We start from the raw sequence: 18,787 nt of genomic DNA on the forward strand, positions 1-18,787 counted from the left end.
GGCTTAGGGCCTGACGGTTTCAATCCAAGGACAGATTAATGAGTACCTTTCTTTACGGCGGCCATGTTCATGCCAATGGCATTCGTCAGCATTACTTGCGTTACGGTGGTTCCAGCGAGGGTCGCGATCAGCGCCCAGCCGTCATCATTGTTCCTGGTATCACCAGTCCGGCTGTGACCTGGGGCTTTGTGGGCGAGCAGTTCGGCAAGCACTTTGATACCTACATTCAGGACGTACGTGGTCGCGGTTTGAGCGAAGCGGCTGAAGGTATGGATTACAGCCTGGATGCGCAGGCGGATGACTTGATTGCACTGGCTCAGGCGCTGGGCCTGAAGGACTACATCGTGGTTGGTCACTCCATGGGTGCCCGCATTGGTTTGCGTGCCGCTCACAAGAACAGCGAGGGCCTGAATCGTCTGGTGATGGTTGATCCGCCAGTGTCTGGCCCAGGTCGTCGCGCTTATCCCTCCAAGTTGCCCTGGTACGTCGATTCCATGGCGATGGCTCGCAAGGGCTGCACCGCAGAAGACATGCGTGCCTTTTGCCCGACCTGGACCGAAGAGCAATTGCAATTGCGTGCCCAGTGGCTGCACACCTGCCACGAGCCTGCGATTCTGGCCAGCTTTGAAGGTTTCCACACCGACGATATTCATGTCGATTTCCCGCACTTGAACGTCCCCGCCTTGCTGATGACAGCAGAGCGCGTGATGACCCTGTTGTTCTCGCCCGAGCAGATCGACATTCTGAAGTCGGGCACGAAGATTCTGCTGGCCGTGGAGCCACCAGAAATTCTGGTTCGCACGGTGCCAACGGAAGCGGATCGTGCACGCGTGACTGCGGCGGCCGCTTTGATCAAGGCCGCCAAGGAAATGAGCATCACCTCTCCTGCCGGTACTAATTTGCGTTGCCCGCTGGGTGAGTTCCCGGCGATTCGTGAATACGGTTTTGTGGATGAGCCCGGTCGTTGGGACCACTGGCCCAGCGGTTTTGTGCTGACCTGGCCGAACGAGCTGGGCACTAACGGCACCATCGTGATCGACAAGGGCGACATCCTGTTGCCACAGAAGAAATACTCTACCGAGCAGATCATTCTGACCGTGGAAAACGGCTATGCCACCAAGATTGAAGGTGGTATCGAAGCCGAGCTGCTGGACGAATACATGAAGACCTTCAACGATCCCGAAGGTTATGCCATTTCCCACATTGGTTGGGGTTTGCAGCCGCGCGCTCACTGGTCCACCTTGGGTCTGTACTCGCGTGAGAACACCATTGGCATGGATGCGCGTGCGTTCGAGGGTAACTTCCTGTTCTCCCTGGGCCCGAACAATGAAGCTGGCGGCAAGCGCACAACCGCATGCCACATTGATATTCCTTTGCGCAATTGCACGGTCAGCCTGGATGGCCGCGCTGTCGTACGTGATGGCAAAGTACTGGACGGAGGCGTTGGTGAGTACGAATGAAGGAGCGGTGTACGCTCAACAAGGGTTTGGGTCGACGCTGGAGCCTAAAGCTCCTTACGGCTTGTTGATTATTGATCTGGTGAATGGCTTTGCGGATCCTGCCGTGTTTGGTGGCGGCAATATTCCTGAAGCCATCGAGAACACCCAGAAGTTGCTGGCAACGGCGCGTGAACAGGGTTGGCCGGTGGCGCATACGCGTATCGTGTATGCCGATGATGGCGCTGATAACAATATCTTCAGCATTAAAGTCCCCGGCATGCTGGGTCTGACTGAAGACGCGCACAACAGCCATATTGTGCCGGAACTGGCTCCTGCACCCGGTGAGTTCATCGTTCGCAAGAACGTGCCGTCGGCGTTTTTCGGTACGCCTTTGGCCGCTTGGTTGACCCAACGTGGTGTGCAAACACTGCTGGTTGCTGGCGCCGTGACCAGCGGTTGTGTGCGTTCCAGCGTGGTCGATGCGATGCAACTGGGTTTCCGTCCCTTGGTGGTATCGGATTGCGTGGGTGACCGTGCGATTGGTCCTCACGAGGCGAACCTGTTCGATATGCGTCAGAAGTACGCCACCGTGGCAACGCGTGAAGAAGCGATGAAGTTGATCGGACTTTGATCGAGTATCGGTAGTCTGCCGCTTGGGGGCAGGCTGTCGGACCTGTGCCCCTGGGAGTCGAACGACGCTCGGGGGCTTTTTTATAGTTGCTGTTCAGGTCCGTGTGAGGCCATCTGTTTTTAAAACGCCCAGCGCAGATTTATCTGTCCTTGCAGCGATGAATACCCGCCGCCGAACTGTGAACTGATGCTGGTGCCAATCGACAGACGCTCACTGCGTTGCCAGGTCAGGCCAGTTCGCAGGCTCATCGTGTCGCGGGGCAGTACGCTATTGCGGGTATTGAACGTCGTATCTGTGGATGCAATGGCGAAACGGGCAGCTTGAGTCAGGTCGCGATCCAGCCATTCGTGATTCCAGCCAATGTCAACGTTCACGGCCAAGTTGCTGCCATCAGCCAGGGCGCGCTTCCATTCCGCCGTCAGCCCCAGGCTGGAGCGCAGGGCGTCTACGCGCTTGCTGTCCAGGTGAAGTCGAGTGGCCGCATTGCCAGATTCGTCGACCGATGGGCGGGACACCAGGGCATAGTTCATGCTGGCAAAGGGTCCGACAGAAAAGGATGGGTTCAACTGCCACAGGTAGCCTGTGCCGGCGTCAATCGACAGATTGCGTCCTGTCCAGTCAGACGAGTGCGTGGCCTGGTAGTCTCCAATGGCAATTTGCCTGCGCATATCGGCTTGTTCCAGACCCAGGCGCAGCCCGCTGAATGCAAAAAGACCTTCCCGAGCACCGGGGCGGTATTGCAGATGGGCAGCCAGACCAAACGCGGTGGCTTTGCTCTTGCCGGAGTAAGGGGCATCTGGTTTGACCGACAGGTCTGAAATATCCAGCTGCGCTCCCACGGCGAAGTCGGGGGCCGTTTCCAGGGCGCGTCCAGCTCCAACGATCAGGCCATAGCTGTTGGCATCGTAGCCAAGCATTGACCCGCGCGTGTTTTGATCGCCACTGGCACCGAATACCAAGGCGTAGCCCTGCCAGTCAGTACCGGGCCGCAGCATACTTTGGCTCAGACCTTGGCGGGCGGTTTGCATGATCGAGCGCTCATGCATCAGGGAGCCGGCCATTGCAGCGCTGTAGCCTGCCGGTGAGATCTGGTCCAGGGCGGCGGATATTTGTGAACCGTCGGTAGCGGAGAAGTCGAGCGTCTGGAACAGGCCTTGTGCGGATGCTGGCCCGGCGGCGGCTAGTTTGAACAAGGCTTGGCCGGCTTCTTGCTGGTTCTCGTCGCGGCCATACTGGCTATAGGCATTGTTGGCTCGCGTGGCCGACAAGCGATAGCGTTCATTACCCAAGGGAGCGGCGTCAAATTGCAAGGTGGGTGATACGGAAGCGATTTGAGTGGTGCCGAAGCTGCCGCTGTAGCTGGTTGCTTCAACAAACGAGCCTGTGTCGACGGACCAGGCGTTTTGATACCAGTCGGCGGCGGGCGTCAGTTGCAGCGTGCCGGCCAGGTCAGCATGGCCACTGACGGCAAGGGTGTCGTGGCCGCCTTTGCCATCAAACTCGGCTAACAGGCGGCCCGTTGCTGTTTGTTGAAAGTCGCCATTTACATTGATACGCCCGATGGAGTTGCCAGGCGCCAGGGTGCCAGCATTAATCAGAGCATTGCCGCTGGCCAGATCAAAGCTGGCATTCCCGCCCAAGGTTGCCGCTTCCTTGATGGTGGCGCTGTGAACCTGCAAGGTGCCGTTCAGTTGCGTTGTGCCGCCGTCAAATGACAGGGCCAGATTGTCTTTGCCGGTGATGTTGCCGGCGTAGCTCAAGTGGAATGTGGCATCGGGCTGATCAATGCTGCGGCCCATCTTGTCGGCAGCCTGACCAAAGGACAGCGTAGTCAGACGCGGCTTGTTGTTGTCGTCGCGTTCTGCGTAATGCGACACTATATCGCCTTCAATTTGTGCACCTTGCATCAGGTTGATGCGCTCAACGTAGGCATTGTCAGAGATCAGGATGGCCGCTTCTTGACCTGCAACTCGCCCGCTGATGTCGGCTTGTTGAACTAGGGGGCCGTTCAGTTCGGGGAGCAGGGCTTCATTGCTGCCCTCGCTGCTACGGATGTAGGATCCACGTCGCTCGGTCTCGTTGCCTAGCGAGTTGGTGCCAAAATCAAAACGCAGGCCTACACCCTGAGGTCCGCTAGCCTGGATATCGCCGCGATGAACCAGTGTGTGTCCGCGTCCGTAGGCAAATTGAATGCCTCGCCCGTTCAAACCATCTGCGTAGATTCTGACGCCTGGATCGATGACAAGGGTGTTGTTCTCGCCATCGACCCGTATGCCTGCACCGCCTGATCCTGCTGCCAGCAGGTCAGCGGCTTGTCGGACCTGATTATTGCTGCCATAGATATGCAGGCCCAAGCCTAAAGTGGATTGGTTGTACTGACCTGGAAGGTAGTGGGTGCCCTGGGCATTGCGGGCAAAGAAGCCTTGTGTGTTCACCAGTTCCAGGCCATCGCCGTAGATCGAGCGCCCGAAGAAGTTGGCCCGGTCAATGGTGTAGCCCAGGTCTTGCAGAACGGCCAGTTCAGCTTCCATGAAGCCCGAATAGTTACGGAAATTCTGGTGGCTCATGACGCTGTTTCGAAGTTCGATGTGGCTCATGAAGTTGTCATCTACGTCGCCGTTTTCCCCCAGTATCTTGACGGGCACGCCCTGCAGGCCTCCAGCCAGGACTTGCTCGATATTGGCACCGACCAGGAAACCCTTGTCCTGGCGCAGATCGAAGGCATCAGGGTCGTAAGAGGTGTTGCAGCCATTGCATAGAACTTTCTGTCCTGCCTGCGCTGCATTACCGTTGTCGTCCCTTAGCAGTTGCGTCCAGCTACTCAGCTGGCTTGTGAAATACGGTCGTATGTCATAGTCATCGCCTCTGTTTTCTACGCTGCTTAAGATACCCAGGCCATGAGCAACTTCGTGAATGGCCGTCAGGAGTACGCTGTCTTTACCGGTCTGGGGTGTTTGTGTAAGCGTCGGTTTTGTTGCGTAGTCGTCTGTGCCCAGGCCAAAAAACCCATGCCCACCTAATGGCAGCGTGCCTGCCGCTGGCGTCAGGCCGAAGATATTTTGCTGCATTTGCGTGAACGAACTTTGGCCGTCATTGGCTTCGGGTGAGCCACCGTAGGCGTTGCCCGACACATTGCTCGTACCTATATTGACGATGGTTGGAGGATTGTTACCTTGGGTCTGAAGTATTTCAGCCCAATAGCCCAAGCCGTCAACGATCTCGTTTTTGTAGGCTTCATGACCTTGCCAGCTCCAGTAGGACGTATTGCCCTGGTTGTCGAACGGACCATCGCCAATTTCAAAAAAACGCGCGATAAAGACGGGGCGTCCCGAGGCGTTTTCTATGATTCTGTCTTCCAGGGCTTGAGCAGACAGTGGGGCAATGACAAGCGCCAGGGCGGCACACAGTTTTGTTGGTTTCATTGTTGAGCAGGTGTTGATGGCGCGAGATATTGTTTGCACTGGATGGCCCCTGAGGTAGAGGAAACAGTTTGATTAGAGTTGGGCGTTCATTATTGCTGCATCGTGAGGGGCTGACGTAGGGGGAGCTACCTTGGTCTGCGTCGGGAAAATATATCAGATGGTGTCAAATGGATATGGATGGTTTTAAACCCTTGGCCCTGTTTTTTAAACGGGCGGTGGTTTGCCGAGGCCCAGGGATTGTGTGCTGGCAGGAGTGGTCGTTGTTTAAGAGGAGCCTTCTTCTGGGCGTGCCGTTTGGGCTTTAACCAGTGTCGCGTGTTTTCTTGTGGGGCCCGGGTACGGCTTGTCTTGGCGGGTCTCTTGCCCACGCTGCGCGTGGGCAAGTGGCGTGTACGTTCGAATCAGCAGCCAACTCAGCACCAGGAACGTCTACGTTCCAGGTCTTGCCATCAGCGTTAACGGTGGTCGTGTAGTCCTTACCGTTCACGGTCACAGTGACGGTGTCACCGGCCTTGACGTCTTTACCCACGGTACCAGTGATGGTCACGTCGGACTCGGACTCAGCCTTGTTGATCACATCATCACCCGCAATGGTGTCGATGGTAATCGAAGCTTCTGGCAGGTCGGTATCGACACCGTAGCCGCGGTCGGCTTCAGCGCTGGCTGGGTTGCCCGCAGCGTCTTCCGTTTCCACCTTGGCGTGAACATTGCTGTCCTGGGCCAGTTCGGTACCAGGAACGTCTACGTTCCAGGTCTTGCCATCAGCGTTAACGGTGGTCGTGTAGTCCTTGCCGTTCACGGTCACAGTGACGGTATCACCAGCCTTGACGTCTTTACCCACGGTACCGGTGATGGTCACGTCGGACTCGGACTCGGCCTTGTTGATCACGTCATCGCCAGCAATGGTGTCGATCGTGATCGAAGCTTCGGGCAGGTCGGTATCGACACCATAGCCACGGTCAGCTTCAGCCGAAGCGGGGTTACCGGCGGCGTCTTCCGTTTCCACCTTGGCGTGAACATTGCTGTCCTGGGCCAGTTCGGTACCAGGAACGTCCACGTTCCAGGTCTTGCCGTCAGCGTTCACGGTGGTCGTGTAGTCCTTGCCGTTCACGGTCACAGTGACGGTGTCACCGGCCTTGACGTCTTTACCCACAGTACCGGTAACAGTGACATCCCCTTCCGATTCAGCCTTGTTGATTACGTCGTCACCGGCAATGGTGTCGATCGTGATCGAAGCTTCAGGCAGGTCGGTATCGACACCGTAGCCACGATCAGCTTCAGCGCTCGCAGGGTTACCCGCAGCATCTTCGGTCTCGACCTTGGCGTGAACATTGCTGTCCTGGGCCAGTTCGGTACCAGGAACGTCTACGTTCCAGGTCTTGCCGTCAGCGTTCACGGTGGTGGTGTAATCCTTACCGTTGACCGTCACGGTCACGGTATCACCGGCCTTCACATCCTTGCCAACCGTACCAGTGATGGTCACGTCGGACTCGGACTCGGCCTTGTTGATCACGTCATCGCCAGCAATGGTGTCACCGGCAATGGTGTCGATCGTGATCGAAGCTTCGGGCAGGTCGGTGTCTACACCGTAGCCGCGGTCGGCTTCAGCGCTCGCTGGGTTGCCGGCGGCGTCTTCCGTTTCCACCTTGGCGTGAACATTACTGTCCTGGGCCAGTTCGGTACCAGGAACGTCTACGTTCCAGGTCTTGCCATCGGCGTTAACGGTGGTGGTGTAGTCCTTACCGTTGACCGTCACGGTCACGGTGTCACCGGCCTTCACATCCTTGCCAACCGTACCAGTGATGGTCACGTCAGACTCGGACTCAGCCTTGTTGATCACATCGTCACCGGCAATGGTGTCGATCGTGATCGAAGCTTCGGGCAGGTCGGTGTCTACACCGTAGCCGCGGTCAGCCTCAGCGCTCGCTGGGTTACCGGCGGCGTCTTCCGTTTCCACCTTGGCGTGAACATTGCTGTCCTGGGCCAGTTCGGTACCAGGAACATCCACGTTCCAGGTCTTGCCATCAGCGTTAACGGTGGTCGTGTAGTCCTTACCGTTGACCGTCACGGTCACGGTATCACCGGCCTTAACGTCTTTACCCACGGTACCAGTGATGGTCACGTCGGACTCGGACTCAGCCTTGTTGATCACGTCATCGCCAGCAATGGTGTCGATCGTGATCGAAGCTTCGGGCAGGTCGGTATCCACGCCGTAGCCACGGTCGGCTTCAGCCGAAGCGGGGTTACCGGCAGCGTCTTCCGTTTCCACCTTGGCGTGTACGTTCGAATCAGCAGCCAACTCAGCACCAGGAACGTCTACGTTCCAGGTCTTGCCATCGGCATTAACGGTGGTGGTGTAGTCCTTACCGTTGACCGTCACGGTCACGGTATCACCGGCCTTAACGTCTTTACCCACGGTACCAGTGATGGTCACGTCGGACTCGGACTCAGCCTTGTTGATCACGTCATCGCCAGCAATGGTGTCGATGGTAATCGAAGCTTCTGGCAGGTCGGTATCGACACCGTAGCCGCGGTCAGCTTCAGCCGAAGCGGGGTTACTGGCCGCTTGGTTGACCCAACGTGGTGTGCAAACACTGCTGGTTGCTGGCGCCGTGACCAGCGGTTGCGTGCGTTCCAGCGTGGTTGATGCGATGCAACTGGGTTTCCGCCCCTTGGTGGTATCGGATTGCGTGGGTGACCGTGCGATTGGCCCTCACGAGGCTAACCTGTTCGATATGCGTCAGAAGTACGCCACCGTGGCAACATGTGAAGAGGCGATGACGTTGATCGGTCTTTAACGCTATTCAATTTTTTTGAGCTTTTGAAAAGAGCGACGTGTTTCATCATGGTCTGGATGGGCGTCCGTGCTTGATGGATATGAGTCGTCGTTAACAAGTCTGTGTTGATAGCCTTGTGATTGAGTATCGATGGCCTGCCGCTTGGGGGCGGGCTATCGGACCTGTGCCCCTGGAAGCCGTATGGCTCTCGGGGGCTTTTTTATGTCTGCTAGCGTTGTGGGTTTGCAAGGATTGCGGTGTCAGGGCTTTCTTCTGGACGTGCCGTTTGGGCTTTGCGTGAGGGCGGCGGATAGTTTTCTTGTGGGGCCCGGGGACGGCTTGGCTTGGCGGGTCTCTTGCCCACGCTGAGCGTGGGTACCCTTGTCAGAGTGCTGGGGCGGGCGGGTCGTGAACTCGGAGCGCGGTTTGTCCCCCGGACAAACCGCAAGCGTGCTCCTCAAACAGCACGACCCTTGCAAACGGTAAGGATTACACCACCACCGTTAACGCTGACGGCAAGACCTGGAACGTGGACGTTCCTGGCACCGAACTGGCTCAGGACAGCAATGTTCACGCCAAGGTCGAGACCGAAGACGCTGCCGGCAACCCAGCGAGCGCTGAAGCCGACCGCGGCTACGGTGTCGATACCGACCTGCCTGAAGCTTCGATTACGATCGACACCATTGCCGGTGACGACGTGGTCAACAAGGCCGAGTCCGAGTCTGACGTGACCATCACTGGTACGGTTGGCAAGGATGTGAAGGCTGGCGACACCGTCACTGTGACCGTGAACGGTAAGGATTACACCACCACCGTTAACGCTGACGGCAAGACCTGGAACGTGGACGTTCCTGGCACCGAACTGGCTCAGGACAGCAATGTTCACGCCAAGGTCGAGACCGAAGACGCTGCCGGCAACCCAGCGAGCGCTGAAGCCGACCGCGGCTACGGTGTCGATACCGACCTGCCTGAAGCTTCGATTACGATCGACACCATTGCCGGTGACGACGTGGTCAACAAGGCCGAGTCCGAGTCTGACGTGACCATCACTGGTACGGTTGGCAAGGATGTGAAGGCTGGCGACACCGTCACTGTGACCGTGAACGGTAAGGATTACACCACCACCGTTAACGCTGACGGCAAGACCTGGAACGTGGACGTTCCTGGACCGACGATATTCATGTCGATTTCCCGCACTTGAACGTCCCCGCCTTGCTGATGACAGCAGAGCGCGGTGACGTGGTGCGTGATGAAGATGTGGCCGAGATTCAGCAGCTGGCCCCTGGCGTTCAGCACGTTCGCGTGCCTGATGCCGGTCACATGATTCCTTGGGATAACGAAGCAGGCTTTTACGAAGCCTTCGGTGACTTCCTGGGCCAGCGCTTGGTGTGATGTTGAAAGGGCCGCATGGGCGGCCCGTCGTGATGCAAAGGTTCCGCGTCAGTGTCGGAACCTTTCACAAGGAGAGACAAGATGGCAGTTAGTGATTACCAACTTATCGAGGCATGGCAAGAAGTGCTACGCCTGTCCAAGCTGCAGGCCGGTCAAACCGTGACCTTGCTGACCAGCTCGACCACGCACCCGCAAACCATGCAGTGTGCGCAGATTGCCGCTCAGTCCATGGGTGCAATTGTGAATCGCCTGGACTTGTTGCCGGTCAACGCGGAAAAAGCCTTGAGCCGTGACTCGCTGGCCTACCTGGGTACGACCCCGCTGACGGGTAACGAAGCAGCGATTGCAGCCCTGAAGGCCAGTGATCTGGTGCTGGACTTGATGACCCTGTTGTTCTCGCCCGAGCAGATCGACATTCTGAAGTCGGGCACGAAGATTCTGCTGGCAAGATGCTGCGGGTAACCCTGCGAGCGCTGAAGCTGACCGCGGCTACGGTGTCGATACCGATCTGCCAGAAGCTTCGATCACCATCGACACCATTGCCGGTGACGATGTGATCAACAAGGCCGAATCGGAAGGGGATGTCACTGTTACCGGTACTGTGGGTAAAGACGTCAAGGCCGGTGACACCGTGACTGTGACCGTGAACGGTAAGGACTACACGACCACTGTTAACGCTGACGGCAAGACCTGGAACGTGGATGTTCCTGGTACCGAACTGGCCCAGGACAGTAATGTTCACGCCAAGGTCGAGACCGAAGACGCTGCGGGCAACCCAGCGAGCGCTGAAGCTGACCGTGGCTACGGCGTGGATACCGACCTGCCAGAAGCTTCGATCACGATCGACACCATTGCGGGCGATGACGTGATCAACAAGGCCGAGTCCGAGTCTGACGTGACCATCACTGGTACGGTTGGCAAGGATGTGAAGGCTGGCGACACCGTGACTGTGACCGTGAACGGTAAGGACTACACGACCACCGTGAACGCTGATGGCAAGACCTGGAACGTAGACGTTTCTGGTTCCGAGTTGGCTGCTGATTCGAACGTACATGCCAAGGTCGAGACCGAAGATGCTGCGGGTAACCCTGCGAGCGCTGAAGCTGGCTACGGTGTAGACACCGACCTGCCCGAAGCTTCGATCACGATCGACACCATTGCCGGTGACGACGTAATCAACAAGGCCGAGTCCGAGTCCGACGTGACCATCACCGGTACCGTGGGTAAAGACGTCAAGGCTGGTGATACCGTCACTGTGACCGTGAACGGCAAGGACTACACCACCACCGTTAACGCTGATGGCAAGACCTGGAACGTGGATGTTCCTGGTACCGAACTGGCCCAGGACAGCAATGTTCACGCCAAGGTGGAAACGGAAGACGCCGCCGGTAACCCAGCGAGCGCTGAGGCTGACCGCGGCTACGGTGTAGACACCGACCTGCCCGAAGCTTCGATCACGATCGACACCATTGCCGGTGACGACGTAATCAACAAGGCCGAGTCCGAGTCCGACGTGACCATCACCGGTACCGTGGGTAAAGACGTCAAGGCTGGTGATACCGTCACTGTGACCGTGAACGGCAAGGACTACACGACCACCGTTAACGCTGATGGCAAGACCTGGAACGTGGACGTTCCAGGTACCGAACTGGCCCAGGACAGCAATGTTCACGCCAAGGTCGAGACTGAAGACGCCGCCGGTAACCCCGCTTCGGCTGAAGCTGACCGCGGCTACGGTGTCGATACCGACCTGCCCAGCTTCAGCGCTCGCAGGGTTACCCGCAGCATCTTCGGTCTCGACCTTGGCATGTACGTTCGAATCAGCAGCCAACTCGGAACCAGGAACGTCCACGTTCCAGGTCTTGCCATCAGCGTTAACGGTGGTCGTGTAATCCTTACCGTTGACCGTCACGGTCACGGTATCACCGGCCTTCACATCCTTGCCAACCGTACCAGTAATGGTCACGTCGGACTCGGACTCAGCCTTGTTGATCACGTCGTCACCGGCAATGGTGTCGATCGTGATCGAAGCTTCTGGCAGATCGGTATCCACACCGTAGCCGCGGTCAGCTTCAGCGCTCGCAGGGTTACCCGCAGCATCTTCGGTCTCGACCTTGGCATGTACGTTCGAATCAGCAGCCAACTCGGAACCAGGAACGTCCACGTTCCAGGTCTTGCCATCAGCGTTAACGGTGGTCGTGTAATCCTTACCGTTGACCGTCACGGTCACGGTATCACCGGCCTTCACATCCTTGCCAACCGTACCAGTAATGGTCACGTCGGACTCGGACTCAGCCTTGTTGATCACGTCGTCACCGGCAATGGTGTCGATCGTGAACTCTGACTCGCCCCAACACCCGGTCCCGGGGCCCCGAGCGGCTAGCAGCCCTGCATAATGCTCGATATTGGAGGCCATTCAACTCGTTATCTATATATAGACACTGTTTGTTGGTTGAAGGCACAGGGCCAATCCAGTTTTCGTATGGCCGTTCTTTTGTCCGCCATCTATCCATCCAGCAACCAACCAACCAACCAACCAACCCATCGACTGGCGACTGTTTTTCGGAGGGAGTTTCTCTTCTATCTATATAGAGGAGGATAGAGGGAGGAGTTGTCAGAGAACGGGGGAGATGATTTAACGTATTTCTGTGAGAAAAATAGCTTTCAGTTCGTGTTTTGCTCTGAAGAAGCTTGAAGCCTCCTGCCTGAAGGCAAAAAGTCGAAATAAGCTAAAAATTATTTTTATAGTTATTCTTCATAGTTATCAATCAGCTACATTGTTTTACGGAGTTTTCTCTCCTGAAATACCTAGAAAAAACCCATGAAACGCTTGCAAAGCGGAAAATCCTCGTGCTATAGTTCTTTTCTCGCTGCAGCACACACAGGGTTTTCCCTGAACACCACGACTGCGACCGACGAGAAGCCTTACGATGTCGACGTTACGCCTCCTGAAGCCGAGATCGCTATTAATGTCATCGCTGAAGATGACGTCATTAACAAGGCCGAGTCCGAATCCGACGTTACGATCACCGGTACGGTTGGCAAGGACGTCAAGGCCGGCGACACCGTCACTATCACTATCGGTGGTAAAGAGTTCACTACAACGGTTAATGCCGATGGCAAGACGTGGAACGTGAATGTTCCAGGCGTGGACCTGCTGGGTCACGCTAAAGTTGACGCTAAGGTTACGACTGAGGACGAAGCAGGCAACCCCGCTTCCGCCAATGCAGAACGTCCATACGATGTTGATACCGATGCTCCGGAAGCCGCCATCACCATCGACACCATTGCGGGCGACGACGTGATCAACAAGGCTGAGTCCGAGTCTGACGTGACCATCACCGGTACCGTGGGTAAAGACGTTAAGGCTGGCGATACCGTGACCGTGACGGTCAACGGTAAGGATTACACCACCACCGTTAACGCTGACGCACCGGCAATGGTGTCGATGGTGATCGAAGCTTCAGGCAGGTCGGTATCGACACCGTAGCCGCGGTCAGCTTCAGCCGAAGCGGGGTTGCCCGCAGCGTCTTCAGTCTCAACCTTGGCATGTACGTTCGAATCAGCAGCCAACTCGGAGCCGGGAACATCCACGTTCCAGGTCTTGCCGTCGGCGTTAACGGTGGTCGTGTAGTCCTTGCCGTTCACGGTCACAGTCACCGTGTCACCGGCCTTCACATCCTTGCCAACCGTACCAGTGATGGTCACATCAGACTCGGACTCAGCCTTATTGATCACGTCATCGCCCGCAATGGTGTCGATCGTGATCGAAGCTTCAGGCAGGTCGGTATTCCAAGCGCCCACACTTATCGGCTGTTAATTGTTAAAGAGCAGTGACAGTTGCCTGTCGTTCTACTGACTAACCCGGCTGGCTCGTCGCGCTTAGCGCTTCGTGCCTTGCTGTGTTAGCAGCATAAAAACGAGATTATGAAGCAGATCAGGCAGTGTGTCAAGCGTTTTTTTGAAGAAGTTAGAAAGTTTTAAAACCATCCAACTCGTCCCGCTTAAACCAGAACTTTCGTTCTTTCCTACCTGCTGAACAATCAACCGTGAGGCTAACCATCCCACTTCACAAACAAGGGTAAATTTTCAAAACCGTTTCAACCTGCAAAACCGCTTAAAAACTTAACGTTGCGTTCTCTGGAGCAGAACCTAGACTGTGACCGTGAACGGCAAGGACTACACGACCACCGTTAACGCCGACGGCAAGACCTGGAACGTGGATGTTCCCGGCTCCGAGTTGGCTGCTGATTCGAACGTACATGCCAAGGTGGAAACGGAAGACGCTGCGGGTAACCCAGCCAGCGCTGAAGCCGACCGTGGCTACGGTGTGGATACCGATCTGCCTGAAGCTTCGATCACGATCGACACCATTGCCGGCGACGACGTAATCAACAAGGCCGAGTCCGAGTCTGACGTGACCATCACTGGTACCGTGGGTAAAGACGTCAAGGCTGGTGATCACTGGTACGGTTGGCAAGGATGTGAAGGCCGGTGACACGGTGACTGTGACCGTGAACGGCAAGGATTACACCACCACCGTTAACGCCGATGGCAAGACGTGGAACGTGGATGTTCCCGGCTCCGAGCTGGCTGCTGATTCGAACGTACACGCCAAGGTTGAGACCGAAGACGCTGCCGGTAACCCCGCTTCGGCTGAAGCCGACCGTGGCTACGGTGTGGATACCGACCTGCCCGAAGCTTCGATCACGATCGACACCATTGCCGGTGACGACGTGATCAACAAGGACCTTGGCGTGAACATTGCTGTCCTGGGCCAGTTCGGTACCAGGAACGTCTACGTTCCAGGTCTTGCCGTCAGCGTTAACGGTGGTCGTGTAATCCTTGCCGTTCACGGTCACAGTGACGGTGTCACCGGCCTTCACATCCTTGCCAACCGTACCAGTGATGGTCACGTCAGACTCGGACTCGGCCTTGTTGATTACGTCATCGCCCGCAATGGTGTCGATCGTGATCGAAGCTTCTGGCAGATCGGTATGACCGCGGCTACGGTGTCGATACCGACCTGCCTGAAGCTTCGATCACCATCGACACCATTGCCGGTGACGACGTGATCAACAAGGCCGAATCGGAAGGGGATGTCACTGTTACCGGTACCGTGGGTAAAGACGTCAAGGCTGGCGACACTGTCACTGTGACCGTGAACGGCAAGGATTACACGACCACCGTGAACGCTGATGGCAAGACCTGGAACGTGGACGTTCCTGGCTCTGAGCTGGCCCAACGCTGACGGCAAGACCTGGAACGTGGATGTTCCTGGTACCGAGCTGGCTCAGGACAGCAATGTTCACGCCAAGGTTGAGACCGAAGACGCCGCCGGTAATCCCGCTTCGGCTGAAGCCGACCGTGGCTACGGTGTAGACACCGATCTGCCCGAAGCTTCGATTACGATCGACACCATTGCCGGTGACGATGTGATCAACAAGGCTGAGTCCGAGTCTGACGTGACCATCAGGGCCAGCTCAGAGCCAGGAACGTCCACGTTCCAGGTCTTGCCATCAGCGTTCACGGTGGTCGTGTAATCCTTGCCGTTCACGGTCACAGTGACGGTGTCACCGGCCTTCACATCCTTGCCAACCGTACCAGTGATGGTCACGTCAGACTCGGACTCGGCCTTGTTGATTACGTCATCGCCCGCAATGGTGTCGATCGTGATCGAAGCTTCTGGCAGATCGGTATCCAGCGGCCAGATCGGTAATCTTCTTACCGTTCATATTGATGCCGTCACCATTGATCACTGGACCACCGTTATTGATGGTGATGCTGTTCAGATCCGTCAGGTTCTGAGCCATCACCAGGTTCAACTGGTTGCCGTCGCTATCAACGCGCAGGTTGGCTCCCGTGGAGGCTTCGCCCTCGGCCAGTTCGCCGGAGACGGTCAATGGCGTGTTATCACCCAGCGTGCGGCTACGGTGTAGACACCGACCTGCCCGAAGCTTCGATCACGATCGACACCATTGCCGGTGACGACGTGGTCAACAAGGCCGAGTCCGAGTCCGACGTGACCATCACTGGTACCGTGGGTAAAGACGTCAAGGCTGGCGATACCGTGACCGTGACGGTCAACGGTAAGGATTACACCACCACCGTTAACGCTGACGGCAAGACCTGGAACGTGGAGTACCGAACTGGCCCAGGACAGCAATGTTCACGCCAAGGTGGAAACGGAAGACGCCGCCGGTAACCCCGCTTCGGCTGAAGCTGACCGTGGCTATGGTGTCGATACCGACCTGCCAGAAGCTTCGATCACGATCGACACCATTGCCGGTGACGACGTGATCAACAAGGCTGAGTCCGAGTCCGACGTGACCATATCGACACCATTGCTGGCGATGACGTGATCAACAAGGCTGAGTCCGAGTCCGACGTGACCATCACTGGTACCGTGGGTAAAGACGTTAAGGCCGGTGATACCGTGACCGTGACGGTCAACGGTAAGGACTACACGACCACCGTTAACGCTGATGGCAAGACCTGGAACGTGGACGTTCCAGGTACCGAACCAGCTTCAGCGCTCGCAGGGTTACCCGCAGCATCTTCGGTCTCGACCTTGGCATGTACGTTCGAATCCTGGGCCAGCTCAGAGCCAGGAACGTCCACGTTCCAGGTCTTGCCATCAGCGTTAACGGTGGTCGTGTAATCCTTGCCGTTCACGGTCACAGTGACGGTGTCACCGGCCTTCACATCCTTGCGTACCAGTGATGGTCACGTCAGACTCGGACTCGGCCTTGTTGATCACGTCATCGCCCGCAATGGTGTCGATCGTGATCGAAGCTTCGGGCAGGTCGGTATCCACACCGTAGCCGCGGTCGGCTTCAGCGCTCGCAGGGTTACCCGCAGCATCTTCGGTCTCGACCTTGGCGTGAACATTGCTGTCCTAAGATGCTGCGGGTAACCCTGCGAGCGCTGAAGCTGACCGCGGCTACGGTGTCGATACCGATCTGCCCGAAGCCGCCATTACGATCGACACCATTGCCGGCGACGACGTGATCAACAAGGCCGAGTCCGAGTCTGACGTGACCATCACTGGTACCGTGGGTAAAGACGTCAAGGCTGGTGACGGCGTCTTCCGTTTCCACCTTGGCGTGAACATTGCTGTCCTGGGCCAGTTCGGTACCAGGAACGTCCACGTTCCAGGTCTTGCCGTCAGCGTTCACGGTGGTCGTGTAGTCCTTGCCGTTCACGGTCACAGTGACGGTGTCACCGGCCTTGACGTCTTTACCCACGGTACCGGTGATGGCCAACCGTACCGGTGATCGTGACGTCGCCGCCCGACTCTTCCTTGTTGATCACGTCGTCGCCTGTAATCGGATCGATTTCGATCTCGGCTTCAGGAGGCGTAACGTCGACGTCGTAAGGCTTCTCGTCGGTCGCAGTCGTGGTGTTGCCAGCGTCGTCAGTCGTGGTGACTTTGGCTTCACCGGCAATGGTGTCGATGGTGATCGAAGCTTCAGGCAGGTCGGTATCGACACCGTAGCCGCGGTCGGCTTCAGCCGAAGCGGGGTTACCTGCAGCGTCTTCGGTCTCAACCTTGGCGTGAACATTGCTGTCCTGGGCCAGTTCGGTACCAGGAACGTCTACGTTCCAGGTCTTGCTACACGACCACCGTGAACGCTGATGGCAAGACCTGGAACGTGGACGTTCCTGGCTCTGAGCTGGCCCAGGATTCGAACGTACATGCCAAGGTCGAGACCGAAGATGCTGCGGGTAACCCTGCGAGCGCTGAAGCTGACCGCGGCTACGGTGTCGATACCGATCTGCCCCTTGACGTCTTTACCCACGGTACCGGTGATGGTCACGTCAGACTCGGACTCGGCCTTGTTGATCACATCGTCACCGGCAATGGTGTCGATCGTGATCGAAGCTTCTGGCAGGTCGGTATCGACACCGTAGCCGCGGTCAGCTTCAGCCGAAGCGGGGTTACGAACATTGCTGTCCTGAGCCAGCTCGGTACCAGGAACATCCACGTTCCAGGTCTTGCCGTCAGCGTTCACGGTGGTCGTGTAGTCTTTGCCGTTCACGGTCACAGTGACGGTGTCACCGGCCTTGACGTCTTTACCCACGGTACCGGTGATGGATACCGATCTGCCAGAAGCTTCGATCACGATCGACACCATTGCGGGCGATGACGTAATCAACAAGGCTGAGTCCGAGTCTGACGTGACCATCACTGGTACCGTGGGTAAAGACGTCAAGGCTGGTGACACTGTCACTGTGACCGTGAACGGAACACCACGACTGCGACCGACGAGAAGCCTTACGATGTCGACGTTACGCCTCCTGAAGCCGAGATCGAAATTGATCCGATCACAGGCGACGACGTGATCAACAAGGAAGAGTCGGGCGGCGACGTCACGATCACCGGTACGGTTGGCTTCAGCGCTCGCAGGGTTACCCGCAGCATCTTCGGTCTCGACCTTGGCGTGAACATTGCTGTCCTGAGCCAGTTCGGTACCAGGAACGTCCACGTTCCAGGTCTTGCCGTCAGCGTTAACGGTGGTGGTGTAATCCTTACCGTTGATGGCAAGACCTGGAACGTAGACGTTCCTGGTGCTGAGTTGGCTGCTGATTCGAACGTACACGCCAAGGTTGAGACCGAAGATGCTGCGGGTAACCCTGCGAGCGCTGAAGCTGACCGCGGCTACGGTGTCGTATTCTTTACCGCCGACGGTCACAGTGACCTTGTCGCCAGGTTTGACGTCTTTACCAACCGTACCGGTGATCGTGACGTCGCCGCCCGACTCTTCCTTGTTGATCACGTCGTCGCCTGTAAGATGCTGCGGGTAACCCTGCGAGCGCTGAAGCTGACCGCGGCTACGGTGTCGATACCGATCTGCCAGAAGCTTCGATCACGATCGACACCATTGCGGGCGATGACGTAATCAACAAGGCCGTTCCAGGTCTTGCCGTCGGCGTTAACGGTGGTCGTGTAGTCCTTGCCGTTCACGGTCACAGTGACAGTGTCACCAGCCTTGACGTCTTTACCCACGGTACCAGTGATGGTCACGATCTCGGCTTCAGGAGGCGTAACGTCGACATCGTAAGGCTTCTCGTCGGTCGCAGTCGTGGTGTTGCCAGCGTCGTCAGTCGTGGTGACTTTGGCTT

At 57.1% G+C, this 18,787-nt stretch carries 17 protein-coding genes and 13 pseudogenes; 17 read left to right on the top strand and 13 right to left on the bottom strand.

Annotated features, from left to right (window positions below):
* Positions 1-38 precede the first annotated feature (38 nt).
* The 3 genes and pseudogenes from D0C27_RS19410 to D0C27_RS19105 form a co-directional block, all read left to right on the top strand.
* Positions 39-704 (top strand): annotated as a pseudogene (locus D0C27_RS19410) (alpha/beta fold hydrolase); the annotation flags it as partial.
* Positions 705-1,460: pseudogene (locus D0C27_RS19415) on the top strand (2,5-dihydroxypyridine 5,6-dioxygenase); the annotation flags it as partial.
* Between the two features lie 7 nt (positions 1,461-1,467).
* Positions 1,468-2,070 carry an N-carbamoylsarcosine amidohydrolase gene (locus D0C27_RS19105; protein WP_026485445.1) on the top strand — a complete coding sequence of 201 codons (603 nt, stop codon included), beginning with the start codon at positions 1,468-1,470 and terminating at the stop codon, positions 2,068-2,070.
* 119 nt (positions 2,071-2,189) lie between these two features.
* Here D0C27_RS19105 and D0C27_RS19110 read toward each other — a convergent pair whose 3' ends face one another.
* The gene (locus D0C27_RS19110; protein ID WP_137431464.1) at positions 2,190-5,492 is read right to left on the bottom strand and encodes an autotransporter outer membrane beta-barrel domain-containing protein; all 3,303 of its coding nucleotides are present in this window, start codon (positions 5,490-5,492) and stop codon (positions 2,190-2,192) included.
* A gap of 301 nt (positions 5,493-5,793) precedes the next feature.
* Positions 5,794-8,145 (bottom strand): Ig-like domain-containing protein, encoded by a 2,352-nt coding sequence (locus D0C27_RS19115; RefSeq protein WP_346763503.1) that lies wholly within the window; start codon positions 8,143-8,145, stop codon positions 5,794-5,796.
* On the opposite strand from D0C27_RS19115, the pseudogene D0C27_RS19350 reads away from it, so the two are divergent.
* The 5 genes and pseudogenes from D0C27_RS19350 to D0C27_RS19700 form a co-directional block, all read left to right on the top strand.
* Positions 8,051-8,290 (top strand): annotated as a pseudogene (locus tag D0C27_RS19350) (isochorismatase family protein); the annotation flags it as partial. The gene D0C27_RS19115 and the pseudogene D0C27_RS19350 overlap by 95 nt on opposite strands.
* A 508-nt stretch (positions 8,291-8,798) precedes the next feature.
* Positions 8,799-9,470, top strand: coding sequence for an Ig-like domain-containing protein (locus tag D0C27_RS19120; protein ID WP_137431468.1), 672 nt, complete (start codon positions 8,799-8,801; stop codon positions 9,468-9,470).
* Positions 9,437-9,661, top strand: a pseudogene (locus D0C27_RS19125) (alpha/beta fold hydrolase); the annotation flags it as partial. The gene D0C27_RS19120 and the pseudogene D0C27_RS19125, both read left to right, overlap by 34 nt.
* 81 nt (positions 9,662-9,742) lie before the next feature.
* Positions 9,743-10,108: pseudogene (locus tag D0C27_RS19130) on the top strand (2,5-dihydroxypyridine 5,6-dioxygenase); the annotation flags it as partial.
* A 58-nt stretch (positions 10,109-10,166) separates the two neighbouring features.
* Positions 10,167-11,360, top strand: a pseudogene (locus D0C27_RS19700) (Ig-like domain-containing protein); the annotation flags it as partial.
* A 129-nt stretch (positions 11,361-11,489) separates the two neighbouring features.
* Here D0C27_RS19700 and D0C27_RS19705 read toward each other — a convergent pair.
* Positions 11,490-12,077, bottom strand: a pseudogene (locus D0C27_RS19705) (Ig-like domain-containing protein); the annotation flags it as partial.
* A 405-nt stretch (positions 12,078-12,482) separates the two neighbouring features.
* On the opposite strand from D0C27_RS19705, the gene D0C27_RS19140 reads away from it, so the two are divergent.
* The gene (locus tag D0C27_RS19140) at positions 12,483-13,151 is read left to right on the top strand and encodes an Ig-like domain-containing protein (protein WP_137431470.1); all 669 of its coding nucleotides are present in this window, start codon (positions 12,483-12,485) and stop codon (positions 13,149-13,151) included.
* On the opposite strand, the gene D0C27_RS19145 is transcribed toward D0C27_RS19140, so the two are convergent.
* The gene (locus D0C27_RS19145) at positions 13,067-13,465 is read right to left on the bottom strand and encodes an Ig-like domain-containing protein (protein ID WP_170978602.1); all 399 of its coding nucleotides are present in this window, start codon (positions 13,463-13,465) and stop codon (positions 13,067-13,069) included. The two genes, D0C27_RS19140 and D0C27_RS19145, sit on opposite strands and share 85 nt — an antisense overlap.
* A 355-nt stretch (positions 13,466-13,820) precedes the next feature.
* Between D0C27_RS19145 and D0C27_RS19645 the strand changes: the two genes are divergently transcribed.
* Positions 13,821-14,159: an Ig-like domain-containing protein gene (locus D0C27_RS19645; RefSeq protein WP_137431473.1), complete on the top strand. Its 339-nt coding sequence runs from the start codon at positions 13,821-13,823 to the stop codon at positions 14,157-14,159.
* A 4-nt stretch (positions 14,160-14,163) separates the two neighbouring features.
* Positions 14,164-14,253, top strand: a pseudogene (locus tag D0C27_RS19710) (hypothetical protein); the annotation flags it as partial.
* 222 nt (positions 14,254-14,475) lie between these two features.
* Here the strand turns inward: D0C27_RS19710 and D0C27_RS19715 are convergent.
* Positions 14,476-14,652 (bottom strand): annotated as a pseudogene (locus D0C27_RS19715) (Ig-like domain-containing protein); the annotation flags it as partial.
* A 65-nt stretch (positions 14,653-14,717) separates the two neighbouring features.
* On the opposite strand from D0C27_RS19715, the gene D0C27_RS19160 reads away from it, so the two are divergent.
* Both D0C27_RS19160 and D0C27_RS19570 read left to right on the top strand, forming a co-directional pair.
* Positions 14,718-14,912, top strand: coding sequence for an Ig-like domain-containing protein (locus D0C27_RS19160; protein WP_240688355.1), 195 nt, complete (start codon positions 14,718-14,720; stop codon positions 14,910-14,912).
* Positions 14,860-15,204 (top strand): Ig-like domain-containing protein, encoded by a 345-nt coding sequence (locus tag D0C27_RS19570; protein WP_137431478.1) that lies wholly within the window; start codon positions 14,860-14,862, stop codon positions 15,202-15,204. The genes D0C27_RS19160 and D0C27_RS19570 overlap by 53 nt, the downstream gene beginning before the upstream one ends.
* Here D0C27_RS19570 and D0C27_RS19720 read toward each other — a convergent pair.
* Positions 15,192-15,374, bottom strand: a pseudogene (locus tag D0C27_RS19720) (Ig-like domain-containing protein); the annotation flags it as partial. The gene D0C27_RS19570 and the pseudogene D0C27_RS19720 overlap by 13 nt on opposite strands.
* A complete protein-coding gene (locus D0C27_RS19175; RefSeq protein ID WP_137431480.1) occupies positions 15,310-15,564 on the bottom strand; it encodes a hypothetical protein in 255 nt (84 codons plus the stop codon). The pseudogene D0C27_RS19720 and the gene D0C27_RS19175, both read right to left, overlap by 65 nt.
* On the opposite strand from D0C27_RS19175, the gene D0C27_RS19180 reads away from it, so the two are divergent.
* The 3 genes from D0C27_RS19180 to D0C27_RS19190 are packed head-to-tail and all read left to right on the top strand — an operon-like array spanning position 15,564 to position 16,322.
* Positions 15,564-15,866: an Ig-like domain-containing protein gene (locus D0C27_RS19180; RefSeq protein WP_137431481.1), complete on the top strand. Its 303-nt coding sequence runs from the start codon at positions 15,564-15,566 to the stop codon at positions 15,864-15,866. The two genes, D0C27_RS19175 and D0C27_RS19180, sit on opposite strands and share 1 nt — an antisense overlap.
* Positions 15,841-16,023 carry an Ig-like domain-containing protein gene (locus D0C27_RS19185; RefSeq protein ID WP_137431483.1) on the top strand — a complete coding sequence of 61 codons (183 nt, stop codon included), beginning with the start codon at positions 15,841-15,843 and terminating at the stop codon, positions 16,021-16,023. Before D0C27_RS19180 ends, D0C27_RS19185 begins: the two co-directional genes overlap by 26 nt.
* Positions 16,020-16,322, top strand: coding sequence for an Ig-like domain-containing protein (locus D0C27_RS19190; protein ID WP_170978604.1), 303 nt, complete (start codon positions 16,020-16,022; stop codon positions 16,320-16,322). Before D0C27_RS19185 ends, D0C27_RS19190 begins: the two co-directional genes overlap by 4 nt.
* Positions 16,323-16,352: 30 nt before the next feature.
* Here the strand turns inward: D0C27_RS19190 and D0C27_RS19195 are convergent, their stop codons facing one another.
* Positions 16,353-16,478: a hypothetical protein gene (locus tag D0C27_RS19195; RefSeq protein ID WP_137431486.1), complete on the bottom strand. Its 126-nt coding sequence runs from the start codon at positions 16,476-16,478 to the stop codon at positions 16,353-16,355.
* A 145-nt stretch (positions 16,479-16,623) separates the two neighbouring features.
* Here D0C27_RS19195 and D0C27_RS19725 point away from each other — a divergent pair.
* Positions 16,624-16,689: pseudogene (locus D0C27_RS19725) on the top strand (hypothetical protein); the annotation flags it as partial.
* 87 nt (positions 16,690-16,776) lie between these two features.
* Here the strand turns inward: D0C27_RS19725 and D0C27_RS19730 are convergent.
* The 5 genes and pseudogenes from D0C27_RS19730 to D0C27_RS19370 form a co-directional block, all read right to left on the bottom strand.
* Positions 16,777-16,908 (bottom strand): annotated as a pseudogene (locus D0C27_RS19730) (hypothetical protein); the annotation flags it as partial.
* Positions 16,901-17,242: an Ig-like domain-containing protein gene (locus D0C27_RS19735; protein WP_137431664.1), complete on the bottom strand. Its 342-nt coding sequence runs from the start codon at positions 17,240-17,242 to the stop codon at positions 16,901-16,903. The gene D0C27_RS19735 and the pseudogene D0C27_RS19730, both read right to left, overlap by 8 nt.
* Before the next feature lie 17 nt (positions 17,243-17,259).
* On the bottom strand, positions 17,260-17,850 hold the full coding sequence (locus D0C27_RS19740) for an Ig-like domain-containing protein (RefSeq protein WP_137431488.1): 591 nt from the start codon (positions 17,848-17,850) through the stop codon (positions 17,260-17,262).
* 276 nt (positions 17,851-18,126) lie between these two features.
* Positions 18,127-18,441: pseudogene (locus D0C27_RS19745) on the bottom strand (hypothetical protein); the annotation flags it as partial.
* The coding region (locus tag D0C27_RS19370; protein WP_170978607.1) for a hypothetical protein at positions 18,438-18,787 on the bottom strand (350 nt) is incomplete at its 5' end. The pseudogene D0C27_RS19745 and the gene D0C27_RS19370, both read right to left, overlap by 4 nt.

Origin of the sequence: Alcaligenes faecalis, from assembly GCF_005311025.1 — a bacterium.
GTDB classification, from domain to species: Bacteria; Pseudomonadota; Gammaproteobacteria; order Burkholderiales; family Burkholderiaceae_B; genus Alcaligenes; species Alcaligenes phenolicus.

What these genes read in the sequence shown, in the direction of transcription:
- D0C27_RS19110 (WP_137431464.1), bottom strand. Translation starts at nt 5,492, where the DNA reads ATGAAACCAACAAAACTGTGTGCCGCCCTGGCGCTTGTCATTGCCCCA.
- D0C27_RS19140 (WP_137431470.1), top strand. Translation starts at nt 12,483, where the DNA reads ATGAAACGCTTGCAAAGCGGAAAATCCTCGTGCTATAGTTCTTTTCTC.
- D0C27_RS19570 (WP_137431478.1), top strand. Translation starts at nt 14,860, where the DNA reads ATGGCAAGACCTGGAACGTGGACGTTCCTGGCTCTGAGCTGGCCCAAC.
- D0C27_RS19180 (WP_137431481.1), top strand. Translation starts at nt 15,564, where the DNA reads ATGGCGTGTTATCACCCAGCGTGCGGCTACGGTGTAGACACCGACCTG.
- D0C27_RS19740 (WP_137431488.1), bottom strand. Translation starts at nt 17,850, where the DNA reads ATGGTCACGTCAGACTCGGACTCAGCCTTGTTGATTACGTCATCGCCC.